The 16502-nt window shown below is 45.7% G+C and carries 17 protein-coding genes; 3 read left to right on the top strand and 14 right to left on the bottom strand.

Going from position 1 to position 16502, the window contains the following annotated elements:
* Positions 1–340: 340 nt before the first annotated feature.
* From AC58P7_RS22290 to AC58P7_RS22315, 6 genes are all read right to left on the bottom strand, one after another.
* Positions 341–1408, bottom strand: a complete 1068-nt coding sequence (locus AC58P7_RS22290) for a family 43 glycosylhydrolase (protein ID WP_497346760.1) — start codon at positions 1406–1408, stop codon at positions 341–343.
* A gap of 112 nt (positions 1409–1520) precedes the next feature.
* Positions 1521–2855: a family 43 glycosylhydrolase gene (locus AC58P7_RS22295; protein ID WP_497346762.1), complete on the bottom strand. Its 1335-nt coding sequence runs from the start codon at positions 2853–2855 to the stop codon at positions 1521–1523.
* Positions 2856–2908: 53 nt separating this feature from the next.
* Complete coding sequence (locus AC58P7_RS22300) at positions 2909–4279, bottom strand: GH1 family beta-glucosidase (RefSeq protein WP_497346763.1); 1371 nt, start codon at positions 4277–4279, stop codon at positions 2909–2911.
* A gap of 193 nt (positions 4280–4472) precedes the next feature.
* Positions 4473–4556 carry a DUF3502 domain-containing protein gene (locus AC58P7_RS22305; RefSeq protein WP_497346897.1) on the bottom strand — a complete coding sequence of 28 codons (84 nt, stop codon included), beginning with the start codon at positions 4554–4556 and terminating at the stop codon, positions 4473–4475.
* Positions 4557–4803: 247 nt separating this feature from the next.
* A complete protein-coding gene (locus AC58P7_RS22310) occupies positions 4804–4971 on the bottom strand; it encodes a hypothetical protein (protein ID WP_497346765.1) in 168 nt (55 codons plus the stop codon).
* Positions 4972–5678: 707 nt separating this feature from the next.
* Positions 5679–6434 carry a DeoR/GlpR family DNA-binding transcription regulator gene (locus tag AC58P7_RS22315; protein WP_497346767.1) on the bottom strand — a complete coding sequence of 252 codons (756 nt, stop codon included), beginning with the start codon at positions 6432–6434 and terminating at the stop codon, positions 5679–5681.
* Between the two features lie 142 nt (positions 6435–6576).
* Here AC58P7_RS22315 and AC58P7_RS22320 point away from each other — a divergent pair, with 142 nt between their 5' ends.
* Positions 6577–6738: a hypothetical protein gene (locus AC58P7_RS22320; RefSeq protein ID WP_497346769.1), complete on the top strand. Its 162-nt coding sequence runs from the start codon at positions 6577–6579 to the stop codon at positions 6736–6738.
* 273 nt (positions 6739–7011) lie between these two features.
* Here the strand turns inward: AC58P7_RS22320 and araA are convergent, their stop codons facing one another.
* The 5 genes from araA to AC58P7_RS22345 are packed head-to-tail and all read right to left on the bottom strand — an operon-like array spanning position 7012 to position 12480.
* Entirely contained in the window at positions 7012–8505 is a 1494-nt protein-coding gene (gene araA / locus AC58P7_RS22325) for an L-arabinose isomerase (RefSeq protein ID WP_497346771.1), read from the bottom strand.
* Between the two features lie 24 nt (positions 8506–8529).
* Positions 8530–9576: an aldose 1-epimerase family protein gene (locus AC58P7_RS22330; protein WP_497346773.1), complete on the bottom strand. Its 1047-nt coding sequence runs from the start codon at positions 9574–9576 to the stop codon at positions 8530–8532.
* An 18-nt stretch (positions 9577–9594) separates the two neighbouring features.
* Positions 9595–10749 (bottom strand): Gfo/Idh/MocA family protein, encoded by a 1155-nt coding sequence (locus AC58P7_RS22335; RefSeq protein WP_497346775.1) that lies wholly within the window; start codon positions 10747–10749, stop codon positions 9595–9597.
* A gap of 5 nt (positions 10750–10754) precedes the next feature.
* The gene (locus AC58P7_RS22340) at positions 10755–11591 is read right to left on the bottom strand and encodes a class I fructose-bisphosphate aldolase (RefSeq protein WP_497346776.1); all 837 of its coding nucleotides are present in this window, start codon (positions 11589–11591) and stop codon (positions 10755–10757) included.
* Between the two features lie 28 nt (positions 11592–11619).
* Entirely contained in the window at positions 11620–12480 is an 861-nt protein-coding gene (locus AC58P7_RS22345) for a class II fructose-bisphosphate aldolase (RefSeq protein ID WP_497346778.1), read from the bottom strand.
* 276 nt (positions 12481–12756) lie between these two features.
* Here AC58P7_RS22345 and AC58P7_RS22350 point away from each other — a divergent pair, with 276 nt between their 5' ends.
* Both AC58P7_RS22350 and AC58P7_RS22355 read left to right on the top strand, forming a co-directional pair.
* A complete protein-coding gene (locus AC58P7_RS22350) occupies positions 12757–14250 on the top strand; it encodes an FGGY-family carbohydrate kinase (protein WP_497346780.1) in 1494 nt (497 codons plus the stop codon).
* A 151-nt stretch (positions 14251–14401) separates the two neighbouring features.
* Positions 14402–14650 carry an aldo/keto reductase gene (locus tag AC58P7_RS22355; RefSeq protein ID WP_497346782.1) on the top strand — a complete coding sequence of 83 codons (249 nt, stop codon included), beginning with the start codon at positions 14402–14404 and terminating at the stop codon, positions 14648–14650.
* Between the two features lie 29 nt (positions 14651–14679).
* On the opposite strand, the gene AC58P7_RS22360 is transcribed toward AC58P7_RS22355, so the two are convergent.
* From AC58P7_RS22360 to AC58P7_RS22370, 3 genes are all read right to left on the bottom strand, one after another.
* Positions 14680–14757, bottom strand: coding sequence for a VOC family protein (locus AC58P7_RS22360; protein WP_497346899.1), 78 nt, complete (start codon positions 14755–14757; stop codon positions 14680–14682).
* A gap of 81 nt (positions 14758–14838) precedes the next feature.
* On the bottom strand, positions 14839–14967 hold the full coding sequence (locus AC58P7_RS22365) for a hypothetical protein (protein WP_497346784.1): 129 nt from the start codon (positions 14965–14967) through the stop codon (positions 14839–14841).
* 562 nt (positions 14968–15529) lie between these two features.
* Complete coding sequence (locus tag AC58P7_RS22370; RefSeq protein ID WP_497346786.1) at positions 15530–16486, bottom strand: aldo/keto reductase; 957 nt, start codon at positions 16484–16486, stop codon at positions 15530–15532.
* Positions 16487–16502: the final 16 nt, after the last annotated feature.

Here is a 16502-nt window from a genome sequence, read left to right on the forward strand (position 1 = left end):
TCAGACATGATGAAGGTGCTATTAAAAGTACAGATATTATCCTTCACCGTTTCGACCAAACTGACATTAAACGGTTAAACGAGATGGTTTGAGCGTCATAAAAATGGAATAGGGGATTATCTCATGCTCATCCCGCCAAAGAAAAAATAGAAGAGATAAAAATTACAAACAAATCACTTGAAAAAGTCCCTAGAGATCGTTATGAGTTATTTTCAGGAAACACGTGGTTCTCTGTTATCCGGTTATAGTACAAAATAAGGAGAACCCTTGATTCGTTCAACATTTTACGAATCAAGGGTATTCCTTTGACTCAAACATGCAGTTGTAGAAAGCCTCGCTGCTATTTGTAGTCTTCTACACGCCACTCATCTTTCCAATCCAAGTAAGCCATCTTCCCGTCAAAGCGAATTGGCAACCATACATAATTCGCCTCGGATGTATTTTGCTCTAATTTTATTTTACTAAAATCCGGTTGAGGCTCATCTTGTCGATTTGGGTTAAATATACGATCAAAAAAATTGCTCACTTCTTCATTACTCGGCAAATGCGCTTCATCTGTAATCCAGCGATCCGCTAAAGCAATGTATAAATCCTTCTTTCCCGGGTGCTTGAAAACCGATGAGATCTGAGAACGAAATGAGGTGTTTGACATATCATTGACATGCGGGTTACCAAGGACTTCAAAAGGACCGTGATAGCTTCTGGCACAAGCGACCTCGGATGGATTCGGGTAGTATCCAGTCGTACCCGATGTAATCAGATAGTGTAATCCTCTTCGCTCGAAGTAAGCAGGCGCCTCACGTACCAGAGGAGGATGGATATTAGGGAAATGGGTGGAATAATTCCCCGTTACATCCGTATAATCCTCGGTAAGGTCGGCGCAAATTAATTCGGAATGAACACGTCCGTAGTAATAATAAGCCTTTCCATCCGGCGCTACTGTCAGATCAAAATCACCAGCACTCATTTGTAACGGGCGATATTTTGTTTTTACCATCGTATATGGTCCAAGCAAATGATCCGCAGTTAAGATGGTTAAGGATTGCTTATGGTCATGGTCCTTCCCCATCTCCATAATCTTAAGAAAACAAACATACTTTTCGGTTTTCTTATTGTAAATAATATGCGGTCGATCCATCAGGCTGGCAGGATGAAGCGGTGATGTAACGTCGACTTCGTCCGGCGGAATGATATTCCCTTCATCCTTCCAGTTATAGAGGTCTTTTGAGGAATAACAGCGGACTCCCCAGTGCCATATTCCGCTTCCAAGCGTCGTTTTTTCCTTGTTTTCTCCATACCAGTAAAACGTCTCATTTTCATAAAAAATGGAGCCACCATGCGCGTGAATCCGCTTCCCTTCCGTATCCATCCATAACTGTCCAGGTCTGATAGATTGGTAATTTTGCATTGTACCATACACTCCCCAAGTCATATAATCTAATTTATTGGGATATTAAAAGTAATAAACATTAATTGATACTAACTCAAAGGTACGTTGCCAGCATTGAACCGAAAAGATGTTATCCAAATCGCAATGCTTGAACTTCCAAATCACCGACATTGGTAAACAGTAATCTTACTTCATGTTTGCCAGAAGCACTTGAAAGTGTTGAAGAAATAATCTGCCCGTCACGAACTGTTACACTTCCCCTTTCTTCGTGCTCATCATCCAGATAAATCGTAATGTCTCCGCTGCCTTTGGCCACTATTGAAACCTCACTTACCGTCTTATCCCACTGAACATAACGATAAATCGCCTGATCCCCTTCCTGGATCCCCTTTAACACTTCTTGTCCATTGCTTGTAGGAGCAATGTATACACTTCCCGACAATTGGCATGCTCGATACGCCTCGATCGTTTCGTTAATCCCGAACGGCCTACCTGCACCTTGCGAGGTCATCGACACTTCCTGAATCGTACCGTCTTCATTGAAGGTAATTGGTTCAATGCAAAGTCTACGCTTTTGCTGCCTATTTTGAGAGCTTCGGTGGTAGAAGACATACCACTGCCCATTCACTTCCTCAATGGAGCCGTGGTTGTTCCAGCTCTGCGGATCGCAGCCGTCATTATCGACTATAACCCCTCTATACTGAAATGGGCCCAGCGGTGATTTACTGGTCGCATAGGCTAACGATGTTGGTTTGCCGCGCACCATGCTAGAATATACGATGTAATACGTATCGCCGCGCTTGCGGAGGGAACTGCCCTCATGGAAATAATGCTCTTCTTCCGTTACGAGATTGTGGACGGTCGTTCCTTCCTCGAACTCGACCATATTCTCTTTTAATTTCACACCATGCGCATAGAATTGGCCCCAGTAGAAATAAGCCTGCCCATCATCGTCGATAAAGACGGCCGGATCGATTCCTCCGCATGGCAGTTGGACCGGACTATGAAAAGGCCCCTCCGGCTTATCTGCTACGGCAACGCCTTCACTCGAATCCGACATGCAAAAATATAAATAGTATTTGCCGTTTCTGCTAATAGCGTCTGGTGCAAAGAGTAGGTCTTTCGGAAATTTGGGAATCTCAATCTTTCCATCCTTGGTGTCTCGCTCAATCATTTTTTTAAGGAATGGAGTTGGCTTCGACCAATCTACTCCAGGGTATTTAGGTGCGTTCTCGTCAAAAACCCACGGAACCATGCTAGAATCGTAGGATACGCCATGATCCATCCAGTCGACCATATTGGAAGAGGATAACACCCGATACTCCTTGCTGCAGAAAATATTTTCCTCTTGATCCCAAGAGCCATATACGTACACTCTTCCGTCCGGCATAACATGTGCCTCCGGATCAGGAATGTGCAGATTTGTTGGCAACACGGGATTGCGGCAGTCTTTGAATTCACTCATGTTTATCTCCCTTACGGTTTGTCATTATTTGATATAGAACCCATATTCACTTACTACTCTTCGCCCTCAGCAAAACCGTTATCGGCCATGACTTTCTGATACCAATAAGCACTGTCTTTCCAAATTCGTTCCTGTGTCTGCGAATTGAGATGGATCAGCCCATATCTTCGGTTAAAGCCTGCCGCCCACTCGTAATTATCCATTAATGACCACGCATAATATCCGCGAATATCTGCTCCATCTTCAATTGCTTTGTGAATCCATCTAAGAAACCCTTCAATGTACCGAATTCTTCCCAGATCGTGAATACGGCCGTTATTTACCTCTTCTCCACAGTTGTAAGTACCATTCTCCGTAATATAGATGGGAATGGACAAATTGTATTCGTTCTTGAGCAGCATGACCGCATCGTAAACCGCTTTCGGGTAAAACTCCAGTCCGTTATCCATGAAGTTTCCGCCGGCGTGCTGCTCTCTCTTCCCTTGTACAGCCGGATCCGTCGACAATGCGGGGTCGGAAGATGCCATGATTCGGCTATAAACGTTCAGACCATAGTAATCCATAGGCTGGGAGATGAGCTCCATGTCCCCCGTCCGAATGTCGGGAAGCGTCCCGTCAGCTTCCATCTGACCCATGATATAGTCCGAGTAACTTCCCTTGAAGAGCGCATCCAGGAAAAACTTGTGCCCATTCTCTTCGCCGCGGCGGGCGATCTCATGATCCTCCGGAAGGTCGCGCGCAGCATGTCTTTTCCAAATATCAACGACAATCCCAATTTGAGAATCCTTCATCCCTTCTGCCCGAAAAGCCTTGACCCCTTCCCCGTGTGCGAGCAGTGCATGATGCATGGCTGCCTTTGCGTCTTTCTGGTTACGACGCCCCGGTGCGAAGATCCCAAATCCATAACCAACATATAGAGTAATCGGTTCATTAAGCGTGGACCACATCGGAATCAAACCGTTAAATTCCCGGAACATAAGCGCAGCGTACTCTGCAAACCAATCCTTGATGTCCCGATTTGTCCAGCCTCCCTTATCCTCCAACGCTTGTGGAAGATCCCAATGATACAGTGTAGCGTTAGGCCGTATATCATTCTCAAGAAGTTCATGTACAAGCCGTTTGTAAAAATCGAGCCCCTTCGTATTTACCTTCCCAGTCCCTTCCGGAATGACACGCGGCCACGAGAAGGAGAATCGATACGTATCGAGACCCAATTGTTTCATATGGGCAATATCTTCTGGATAACGATTGTAATGATCGCATGCCACATTGCCAGGAATATCCCCCCAAACTTTTCCAGGTGTTTGAGTGAATGTATCCCATATCGAAGGACCTTTCCCGTCTGCATTCCATGCCCCTTCTATTTGATAGGCGCTTGTGGCAACCCCCCATTGAAAATGCTGTGGAAATTGAATATGTTTCATCTCGCCATCTTCCTCCTAAGTGATTACTTTCATGGTTTGTTCAGTGATGTTTCTCATTTTACTAGCGCCTAATATTCATGTTCCGACCTCTTGTTATCCTGAATCCGACTATTGGTTTCAAATAAAAGGAGCGTTCCGGCAAATTGCCGAAATGCTCCTTATCATAATCAGTCCGCTACTACTTCTTGGACCACTAATCGAATTGCTTCTGTTTTTCCGCAATAATTTTGTCGATACCAGAAACCTTGAGCGCCTTATTAAACTCGCCCAATAGCATGAGATATCACATAAGAAAAACTTGTTGCAGGAGTCCATATAAGTTTCTAGGATTGCATGTAAACGCTCCTTATCAGTCTCCTTACCGGTTCTAGTCAAAAGTTAGGCCCCTCAGAGATCCACGGCCGCTCAGTATGATTGAGACCTCATACTCTTCCCTCTTAAGCTGCTCTTCAGCGGCATTCATCAATGCGAATTCCATGATTTTCGCTACGCAGAGAATAAGCGCTTTCCGCCATCTTCTGGCCTTAATAAAGGCATGGGTGACTCAAGGATGTTCCCAAATCAATGTTCATTTCCTCCGCCTCTTTACGGATCGCCTCTTCATTGGATAGGATACTTCGGTTAATAAGGTCCTGCCAGAAACGCTCGAACAATTGCGGCTGCTGCTTCAGCAAGAAGCTTCTATCCTTCATAACTTTGACATTATCGGTTTAAGGAGATAATCCATGCTGCCTAGTCTCATCGCTTGCTTGGAGAAATTGAAATCCGCATGAAAAATCATTTGTCCTTCCGATCTTTCGATTCTAATCCCAGCATTGATTGGATCCATGACCCATCGGGATTCACATTGCCTTACTGAATGGATGCACGTTCCCCATAAAGAAGTTGAAGGCGAATCTGTGCGTTCCAAATTCCCATATTCCCCCTTGATCATCCCCAATTTTGGCGAGATACCTTTCCCCGTATCCTAAATCATGATCCCGGGGGACATCTCATTCCCGCTTAGGACAAATTCAATGTTAACGAACACGGATATGGTTTATCCAGTGACATGGACTGCTTGATTGAATTCTCGAAGAAGGTCAGGATCCCCAGTGGAGGCACGGGGATTGATGTATATGAGATGAGCTAACAGCGTGACAATTATCGATACGACTCCTATCGCAAGTTTGAATTGGATTTGAGTTTCTGAGCATGCAGAATTTAAAAAAATTCAATGGACTAACCCCATGATTAAATTTCAGACATTTACACCATTTAAGAGCTTACTTACTTTCTTTAACTTCACCCCGGATTTTTCTGACAATATGAAAAGAAGCCGCATCCCGCGGCTCCTTTTCCAGCAAGTGAACTTTTCCACTTCACCCGATGGCCCTCTCCGTTCCACTGATATGCTCTTTTATGATAAGAGGATATCAATACCGTTGGTTTGACAAGCCATTAACAATTCATGATTTGGACTTTGGTCCGTAACGATTGCGTTTACGTTTTTCAAATCGGCGAAAGAAACCAGCATGCTCGTTCCGAATTTGGAATGATCCAATACAATATATGATTCCTTCGCCTTTTGAATGGCCACTCGTTTGATTTCGGCTTCATGCATGTTAGAGTTGCTGAAACCGTGATGGGGGTGGAGCCCGGTAGCTCCGAGGAACACCATGTCGAATGCCATACGAGAAATTGTCTCGAGCGTAACCGATCCTACCATAGACTTCGTGGAATCGATCAAGATCCCGCCAAGGACGATCGTAGGAATCCGTTTCTCCGACAGCTCGGCAGCCACATTGATGGCATTCGTCACTACCGTAATATTAGCATCCTCTGGCAAATGCCGGGCAACTTGAAGCGTTGTAGAACCCCCATCAATAAAAATCGATTCACCCGTTCGAACCAAGCTGGCCGCCAGACGGCCGATTCGTTCTTTTTCTGCCCCTTGAACAACAGAACGTTCTCGAAGCGCCACATCCTTTGAAGCAGTAATGGCGCCCCCAAAGGTTCTTTTTAGCAGACCAACTCGCTCCATCTTCTCCAGATCCCTCCGTACGGTCATGTCCGTAACGTCGAAGGCCTCTTTCAATTCAGATATTTTGACTTCACCTTTAGTCTGCAACTGTTGAATAATTTGTCTTTGTCTGTCATTCAATTCGGCCTTCATTAGCTTCCCTCTTATCTCCAGCTAATAGTTTTCGAACAGAAAGTTGGAATACTCCGTGTCCAAAAGTTGGTACCTTGATTGTATGGGATGTAATTTTAGAAATCAACATTTTAAGTTTGATTCGATAACTTCATCATCTAAATTGAACATACTCCAAACATTGAACCCCGCATACTTATCGCTTCAGCCTATCGTACAGAAAATCGACGATATGAACAGCCTGCATACGATTAGGATGACCTGGCATGGGAACGGTGCCGCCGTACAAATTCGTGCCGGTGCCGCGGCTGTGACACCGTGTTGAAGAAGGACCATCGGGATTTTAGAGACCTCTTCATCGTTTCCGGATAAATCACTCCGTCCGGTTGCGATTGCTGCATAGTCGTTCCGTCATAAGAATGGGTAATTAGCGACTGGGGATCATCTTTAAAATAATCATTGCCGACTTGCCCTTAGTGCCTTCCTTATCTCTTCATTCAGCATAATGTTCACCCCATGTATTAGAAATGACGAGAAACACAAGTGGCTCTGTAAAGCCAAACGTCGGTTTCTCGCCATAGGACAAAGTATGGTTTAATTAATGGTTAAAGCGATAATAAAGATCATTCCAGCGGATTTCATTCTCCAGGGACGTCATCGACGTCGACTGATTGATGATGACACATTCAATACCCGACATTTTGGCCCAATCTGCAAGCTGCTCGCTGGTCACATTAAAGGAGAAACCAAAGTGGTGAGCACCTCCGGCTAAAATCCATGCTTCCGCAGCGCCGGTCAGTGACGGCTCTGGCTTCCACAGGACACGCGCAACCGGCAAATTCGGCATCTCGTTCTCGTTCTGCACAGCGGTCACTTCGTTGACAATCAAGCGGAATCTGTCCCCGAGATCAACGACTGTCGCATTAACCGCTTTGCCGCTTGCTCCGTTAAAGATTAAGCGGGCAGGATCCTCCTTGCCGCCGACGAACAATGGATGCACTTCGATTTTAGGCTTGCTGGCAGCGAGTGTCGGACAAATCTCCAGCATATGGGCTCCAAGCACCAATTGATTGTCTTTCTGCATGTGGTACGTATAATCTTCCATGAACGATGTGCCTTTGTTTTCGGCCATGATTTTCATGATGCGAACAAGTGCGGCCGTTTTCCAATCGCCTTCCCCGCCGAAGCCATATCCGGCAGCCATAAGCCGCTGCGCAGCAAGTCCAGGAAGCTGCTTCATGCCGTGTAAATCCTGGAAGCTTGTGACAAAAGCACTATATCCGCCTTCTTGGAGGAAACCTTTCAACGCAATCTCGATCCGCACTTGTTCCCGGATGGCCTCTCGTTCCGCACCTTCAATCCGTCCGTTCTCGGTGAAGTCATACAGTTCCGTGTACTCGTCCATCAGCTCACGCACCTGCGTGTCCGAGACTTCCTTTACGCGTTCTGCCAAATCGCCGGCAGGATAACCGTTAACCGACCAACCGAAACGGATTTGTCCTTCTACTTTATCGCCTTCGGTCACTGCAACATAACGCATGTTATCGCCGAACCTAGCAATCTTCATCGTCTGGCTTTCCGTATACCCAACAGCCGTTCTCATCCAAGAGCCGATTCTGCTGCGTACTTGCTCGTCTTGCCAATGACCCGCAATGATTTTACGTGCAATACCGAGACGCGCACCGATAAATCCGAATTCACGGTCACCATGAGCGGCTTGGTTCAAATTCATGAAGTTCATGTCTATGCTGTCCCAAGGAATCTCAACATTAAACTGCGTATGAAAGTGAAGCAGCGGCTTGCGAAGCTGGGTGAGTCCTGAAATCCACATTTTGGCCGGCGAGAAGGTGTGCATCCACGTAATGATTCCCGCACAATCATCGTCTGCGTTGGCCTCCAAACATACACGGCGGATGGCTTCAGGTGTTGTCACGACGGCTTTGAACATCACTTTATAAGGCAGAGCAGCTTCTTGGTCCAATCCATCGACCATTTTGTTCGCGTTTTCCTTCACTTGAGACAAAATATCTTCACCGTACAGTCCTTGACTCCCTGTTACAAACCAAAACACATAGGGCTTCGTATGCAGCATACAAGTATCCTCCTCAGGATTTGTTTATAGAAATCGTAATTCCAACCGATAATCGACTGTTTCACCCGGTTCCAGCAACCGAAGTGTACCGTTGTTCCGTTCTTCGGCTCTGCCCCTTGTCCAACAATTTGATGGTTCAAGCCCAAGAACATGTTCACCTGCACCCGGCATACGCCACTGCACGAGTCTTGGAAGCGTGCTTGGATCCCATTCCAGCTCGACGGAAAGCCCGTGACTTTGGGAATGATTGCATGTAGATCTAGATGGGAAGGATGGGCTATGAATACGCGCGCATATCCGATCCCGATTCCTTATGGGCTCATGGTAAAACACTTGCTCCTTGAATTTCGGATCCGGCGCTTGCCAATCATTCATCCGAGTCGTGTCCATGTCACGATCGCGAGGTATGCTTGTACCTTCGGGAATCTCCACCGTCGTATCTTCAGCAAGCAGAGGGAAACCGAAGTTAAAGTGATACAGCATCATGTGAGGAGCAGGATGAAAACCTGCATTCTCCACCGAATCCAGAATCGAGATCCGATTCTCACCCAAACGGCTAATTAGATTTCTGGTAAGACGCAGATGCTCACCAAATATGGATGTTTCCTCTATAACGCCGCGTATCCGCATCTCATACTCATCCCCCTCCCATTCCGACCGAGAGGAGATCTGGCGAGCAGGTGTGTGATGGATGCGGCCATGAAGACCATAAGCACCATTGCTGTCTTCACCCGGTGAACCGACCTGCGATAATCCGCAAGTCATGAGGAGTCCTCCGGAAGCCGTTCTCAGCCATTCCGCACCGCACGCTTCGTAATAGGAGGGATGCACGTCCCCGTTAGCCGCGGACCAACTTACTGGAACACCATGCATCTGTGCGAGAGATATATCCAACCCTTTGCTCGGCGTCACCCAGTAGGACAAGCCACTCCCGGTTCGCACAAGGAACGTATCCACTCCCGCTTCTGGTCCTTCACTCCAGGTAAACCGTTCCACCCCGCCGATTTGCTCGATGCGTCCTACTCTGGCTTCCAGCTCTCTACGTGTCCATTCTCTTCCGTAAAGCTTCACCGTATTTGCTCCCTTCTGTTACTCCCAGCTTAACAAAACCGTTGCGCCTGTTTTTTCGGATTCCAGGGCTGCTGTAAAAAGCTTATGACTGCTCGCAGCCTCTTCCGGTTTGGCACATTGGAAGGAAGAGTAATTGTCTTTTCCGTTAGCAACTTCGTCACAGAAGGTTGCCCACATTTGCAGGATCGAGTCCGAGAAGCCGAATTCGAAAATACCGCCGGTAATCGTACCGTATACGGACTTATACGGAACGTCTGTAACACGCCAAGCCTGCTCGCCGCCCGGCTCGTAGGGAAGAAATGCCACTTGCTTCGGATTCTTTGTCGTAAACTCGGCCGAGCCCTTCGTGCCGTTAATCCGGATAAACCAAGTGTTGGCATGACCCGGAGCAATCCGCTTCATGGAAAGAACCATTGGGAAATTATGTATGTCGCTCTTGACATCACAAGCCAAAATCGCGTTATCCCACGTTTCACAAGCAGCCATTCCACCTTTTCCATCCGGACGCTCTTCAACAATCTTGCTAAGCAGCGAACGAACGCTTGATGGCTTCCATCCGAAGCGGAACGGAAGATGTGCCACGTGCATGCCTAAATCACCCATACAGCCGTACTCGCCATTCATTCCGACGCGGCGTTTCCAATTGATCGGTTTATTCGGATCGAGATCACTACTGTGCCAGAATCCGGCCTCAACTTCGATAATGCGACCGAGCTTACCTTCATTCACCAGTTCGACAATTCGTTGGGCTCCCGGGAAAAAAGGAAATTCGGACGAGCAACGAACAATCACTTCCGGATGCTCGGAGATCGCATTCATAATCGCTTGGTTGGCTTCTAAATCGATGCCAAACGGTTTCTCCCCAAGCAAATGCTTACCGGCTTTGATAATATCAATATATAATTGCTGATGCAGGTTATGCGGAACTGCGCAGTAAACAGCATCCACATCCGGATCCGCGAGCAGCTCCCGGTAATCGGATGTTGCCTTCGATACACTCGCAACATTTTCCTTAAACCATTCCGTCGCCGACAGATTTGCATCGCATACATGCGTAATCTTCGGGATAAAATCAACATTCGTCAAATGACACCAGCGTGCCGCGGCGCTCGCAAATTCTTTCCCCATTAGTCCACAGCCTATTACGCCAAAGCGGATGATCTTTTTCGCCATATTGATTACTCTCCTTTTAAGATCGCCAATGCCTCTGCAGGCGTCGATCCTTGATGAACAACAGCCATGAAGGCGCGGGTCATCGCTTCCGGGTTATCATGCTGGATGACATTACGGCCATATACGATGCCTGAAGCGCCTTGCTGCATCAGTGCGTAAGTTCTCGACAAAATCTCTTCATCGGATGCTCGTCCGCCTCCGCGAGGCAAAACCGGTTTTCCGGATGCAGCTTCAACTACCTTGTGGTATTCTTCTACGTTATCGCATGGATCTGCTTTAATGATATCAGCACCGAGCTCCACACCTTGACGGACAAGCGGAACGATCTTCGTGATGTCCCCGTCCACCATATAACCGCCTTTTTGCTCATTTGGTAGCATGACGAGAGGCTCCACCATAAGCGGCATCCCGTAGCGTTCGCATTCCGTCTTCAACTTTGAAATATTTTGCACACATTGACGATGGAGCTCAGGCTGTCCCGGAAGCAGCAACAAGTTCACAACCACGCAGGCCGCATCCAAACGAACCGCTTGTTCAACCGGGTTATGGATCAATTCACTGAACAGATGCGAAGGCAGCTTCGTCCCATACACATTTGCAACATCCGTTCGAAGCACCAGCGAGGGCTTTTGTTTGCCCGGAATATCTTGCAGTTGTACAGCCTGGCCGATACTAAGCTGAATCGCATCCGGATTGGCACGCACGATCGTTTCAATTGCCGCTTTCATGTTTTCAATACCTGCCAAAAACGAGTATTCATTAAAGAAACCGTGATCAATTGCGACATCGAAGCACTTTCCATGTTGACTAAATAAGCGGTTAATTCGAGCAGTTACGGACATATTGGACACTCTCCTTGTAGTTTCTCATTTAAGCTTTATTGCTACTGCGGAACGTACGCATAATTTGCTTCGCATCTTCTTTGAAGTCCTGAATGACATTCATCATGAATTCATGATAGAACATTTTCTCATCGGACTGACCGAAGCGTTCTTTAGCGCGGTCTACAACCTTCAGCGCCATCCCGGTGTAGTAGTTGATTTTGGAAACACCGTTATCGATCGTCCGATTAAAGTCTTCATCCGAGAGCCCCGATCCGCCGTGCATGACAATCGGAACACCGGCCGTTTTGCGAATTTGCTCCAGACGCTTCAAATCGAGTTCGGGCTTTTTCAAGTAAACACCGTGAACCGTACCGAATGCTGCAGCAAGCGCATCGATGCCAGTTCGCTCTGCGAACTCCCTGGCCTGCTCGGGATCCGTGTAAAGTGAGGTGTCGTCAATGATCGAGTCGTCATCTTCACCTTCCGCTCCGCCGCTCTTCGGTCGAGTTACGTATCCCAATTCGCCTTCTACTGAAACACCTAGCGTCCTTGCGATTTTCACAACCTCAGATGTTTTGCGGACGTTTTCTTCATATTCATACTCCGAACCGTCGAACATGATGGCATTAAAGCCTAAATGCATGGCATTCATTACAGCAGAGAAACTCTTTCCGTGATCCAGTAAAATGCTTACCGGCACTTTAGCCCTATTCATTGCCTCTACCATAATGGGTGCGATCTGCTCCAATGGCGTATACTTGAAATGGATTTCAGCATGGCATAGAATGACAGGCGACCTTTCTTCCTCAGCAGCTTCAATAATTCCACGTACCATATCCAGGTTAATGGCATTAAAACAAGGTACGGCATAGCCTCCGCGCGAGGCATCTTGTAACATTTCAGTCATGGAGACTTTCGGCAACTTCTACTCCGCCTTTCTGCACTGTTCTCACAATTTTTTATTATTGTTCATTTACAACATTAATATAGTTTAAAACGATAATTTAATCAAGAAAATTAAACTTATTATCAGAGACAACCACATCAAAAACCATTCAAAATCAGACACCAACTTAAATACAGCCATGTCCTAGTTGTAAATTTAGTATTATACAAAAAAACAAATATTGTTTATAATAAACAAATATGTTCGTAACAAACAAATCATTAGGAGGAATAGTACGTGTCATTATTGGGACTCGACATCGGAACGACTGGATGCAAAGCTTCGCTATTCGATGAGGGGGGAACCCTTCTTTCGGCCGAATACATGGAATACACCTTGGAACAGCCGTGGCCTGGAGCTTACGAATTAAATCCACAACGGGTTTGGGAATCCGTAAGGCAGGTTATTGCAGATGTTCTCTTGGATTCACCTCGTGTTACCGTTCGTGCCCTAAGCATTTCATCCTTAGGTGAGACTGTTGTACCGGTAGATCATAATGGAAATGTACTGAGCAACGCGATCTTGTACACTGACTCGAGAGGCATCGAACAAGCCGCGATTCTTGAGGGAAAAATAGGTAAGGAACGAACGATGGCGCTTACGGGTGTCCCCTTGCATCCGATGTTTTCTCTCCCGAAGGTCATGTGGATCAAGCAACACCAACCTGAAATTTATCAGCGTGTGTGGAAGTTCATGCTTTTTGCTGATTTTATCGCATTTCTGCTCACTGGTATTTCCGTCTCCGATTACACCCTTGCTTCGCGGACCATGGCTTTCAATGTCTCAACAAAGAAATGGGACCCGGAAATGTTCGATGCTTCCGGTATTGATATGGATAAATTCCCTGATCTCATTCAATCAGGAGAAATCATTGGCTACGTGCGGAAAGAAATCGGACAATCGCTTGGGTTGCATTCGAAAACATTGGTTGTTGCCGGTGGTCACGATCAGGCCTGCGCAGCACTAGGGGCAGGTATTCTTCATAACAACCAGGCAGTAGACGGCATTGGAACTGTGGAATGTATCACTCCGGCCTATTCTTCTCCGGTTTTGGATGCGACGATGCTTAACTATCAATTCAATTGTGCGCCACATGTCGTAGAAGGTCTCTATTTGACTTATGCCTTCAATTTTACCGGAGGTTCCCTCATTCGATGGTTCAGAGACAAGTTTGGTCAAATCGCTGAAGCGGAGGCACGAAAGCTTGGTGTAAACGTATATGACTACTTGAATTCGACTGCAGCAGCACAACCGACCGATTTACTAGTTATCCCTCATTTTGCAGGCTCGGGTACGCCATACATGAATCCTGAATCCAAAGGCATGATTTTTGGGTTAACGCTTGATACTGATTCCAGCCGACTGTATCGTGCTTTATTGGAAGGAGTAACGTACGAAATGCGCTATAATCTGGAATGCCTCGCAGAAGCAGGTATCCCGATCGAAACGCTGCGTGCTGTCGGTGGCGGGGCTAAATCCGATTTGTGGCTTCAGATTAAAGCAGACATCATGAACCGTCCGATCGAAAAATTGGATGTCAGCGAAGCCGGGACGATGGGAAATATCATATTGGCGGGAAAGGCTTCCGGTATTTACCGCTCCTATGAAGAAGCCGTAAGCGTGCTGGTCAAGCCAGTGCGTATGTTTTACCCGGATCAGCCAAATCAGTGCATTTATCAAGAACGGTATGAGAAATATAAAAAACTCTCCAGCTTTATAACATCACTCTAGAAACTCGTTATGTGACATTAACTTTCATAATTACAAGAATAAATGAGGTATTAAACGAATCGAAGCTTTACATAGGATAAGAAAAGGGCAGACCCGAACATTGATCGATTGCCCTTTTAACCGTGCTACTGATTAATGGATTCTTGCTCTCTTGCAAGTAACAATTCAGGGGTATTGTTTCCCTGGAAACTTCGAACGATTACGTAGAGTGGAAAAGCTAGCAGTGGAGAAAGGTTATGCTGTATCGCAGATTGCATTGGCCTGGCTGCTTCGACAACCAATAAATGTATGTACGATTTGCAGCACAAATAGCGATGAACGAATGAAAGCCAATATAGAGACTTTACATATCGAATTGACGCAAGAGGAACTGTTATATTGGGATTTGAGAAGAAATTAAAATAAATTGCTGAGCCATCCAGATTTTCATTAGTTACAATAGAAGTGAAGCGATTTTTCCATATCCGTTACATAATAAGCAACATGACCGATGTTCTTGATAATCAATTAAAAATCCCCTTCTTCCTATTCGAATATTTTCGGTTTAAATACCGGGAGCGCTTCGTCAAAGATTGAGGTGCCTAATTGTCAAAGCGCAATCGTTGTTTCTTCTTCAATTGAAAAATAGGATTTCCCCAGATATCCCCTTGGCAGCAGGGGCCCTTTTTCGAAGGTTGACTGCATGGTCTGGGTTTGCTTTTTATTGCCTCTTTTCACGATTCCGTGCAATACTTCCAGTGCATGGTACGCCCTTTCCTTGCTGACGCGATGTTTTCGCCCCTTCCGCAAAGACCAAGCCATTTCTGCTACGCCAAGACCTCTGGTTTTGCTGTTGAATGGATGAACCCTAGATAGTAAAATATCCAGCGGTTTTTTCTCAGGTTAAACAATGTCATACTCCTCTTTATTTGAAAAGATCTAACCCACTTCCCTTAATTTTTTGTCTATTTCTCATTTTTAATTATATAAGAGGACCGAAAGCGCTAACATATAACAGGATTACGAATAGTTTCGAAATTTTACACATCTTCCTTCGAATTTGGCAGTAAGAATTACTTATACTACTTCGACGTGAAAGCCATCTCCAACTGGAAGTAGTCCCGAATCTTCTCAATCACAAGAAATAAACATCCAAGATCCGATCTGTAGCAATTACAACTTTGCCGGCTGACCATGAAGAAATTCTCGGCAGAGTCTTTTAACTCGCGCATATACCTTCAAGATTGTTCTCAGAGTGGTTCGCCGCCATTTCGATACAGAACTCTCACATTGTTAAAGTTCACCTCAAATCCAAAAAAGAGAGTTCTTCATCTGTAAGCCCGATATGCAATGCCTCTATGTTGGCTTTCATGCGTTCAGCGCTATTTGTGCTACAAATCGTACATACATTCATTGGTTGTCGAAGCAGCCAGGCCAATGCAATCTGCGATACAGCATAACCTTTCTCCTCTGCTAGCTTTTCCACTCTACGTAATCGTTCGAAGTTTTCAGGGAAACAATACCCCTTCATTGCTGGCCCATCAAGAATTTCCTTAGCAGCATTTGGTTCATTACTTTTCACTTTACCGGATAAAATCCCTCTTCCCAAACTGGAATAAGCAATAACAGGCATGTTGGTATCTGAATACCATTTTCTTGCTTCTATATTTGAAGGACCTGCGATTGAGATACATCCACTTTCCCAAGGATCAGTTATCTGGTCTGCAAGGGAGAAGAACGGGCTTGAAACAGAGAATGGAATAAGATTATGTTTATTGGCATATTCATTCGCTGCAATGATACGTTGGTGCGTCCAGTTAGAGCCACCAAATGCGCCAACTTTCCCTTCGCTATGCAGACGATTCAACACCTCCACAATTGGGCCTACTTCCACGTACGGGTCATCTCTGTGAAGAAGATATATATCAACATATCCTGTCTTTAATCGTTCTAAGGAAGTATGTATATCACCTACAATATCCTTTTCAGTCACTCTCTTCTCTCCAATTATACTTGGATGTGCTCCCTTTGTTAGTATGACTACTTTATCTCGTATCCCCCGTCTTTCAATCCAATTTCCTAATGACTTTTCACTTAAACCATATCCCTCGGCAGTGTCAAAGGTATTTATACCTAAATCAAACATACTGTCTAATAATTCACCGACGTCTTCACCATTGATCATAGCAGGAATAGCAGTGCCAAACAGAATTCTAGATACCGGTATATTCACAAAAGGCATATTAATATATTTCATCTGATATAAACTCCTT

It is taken from the genome of Paenibacillus sp. J22FR5, assembly GCF_059691975.1.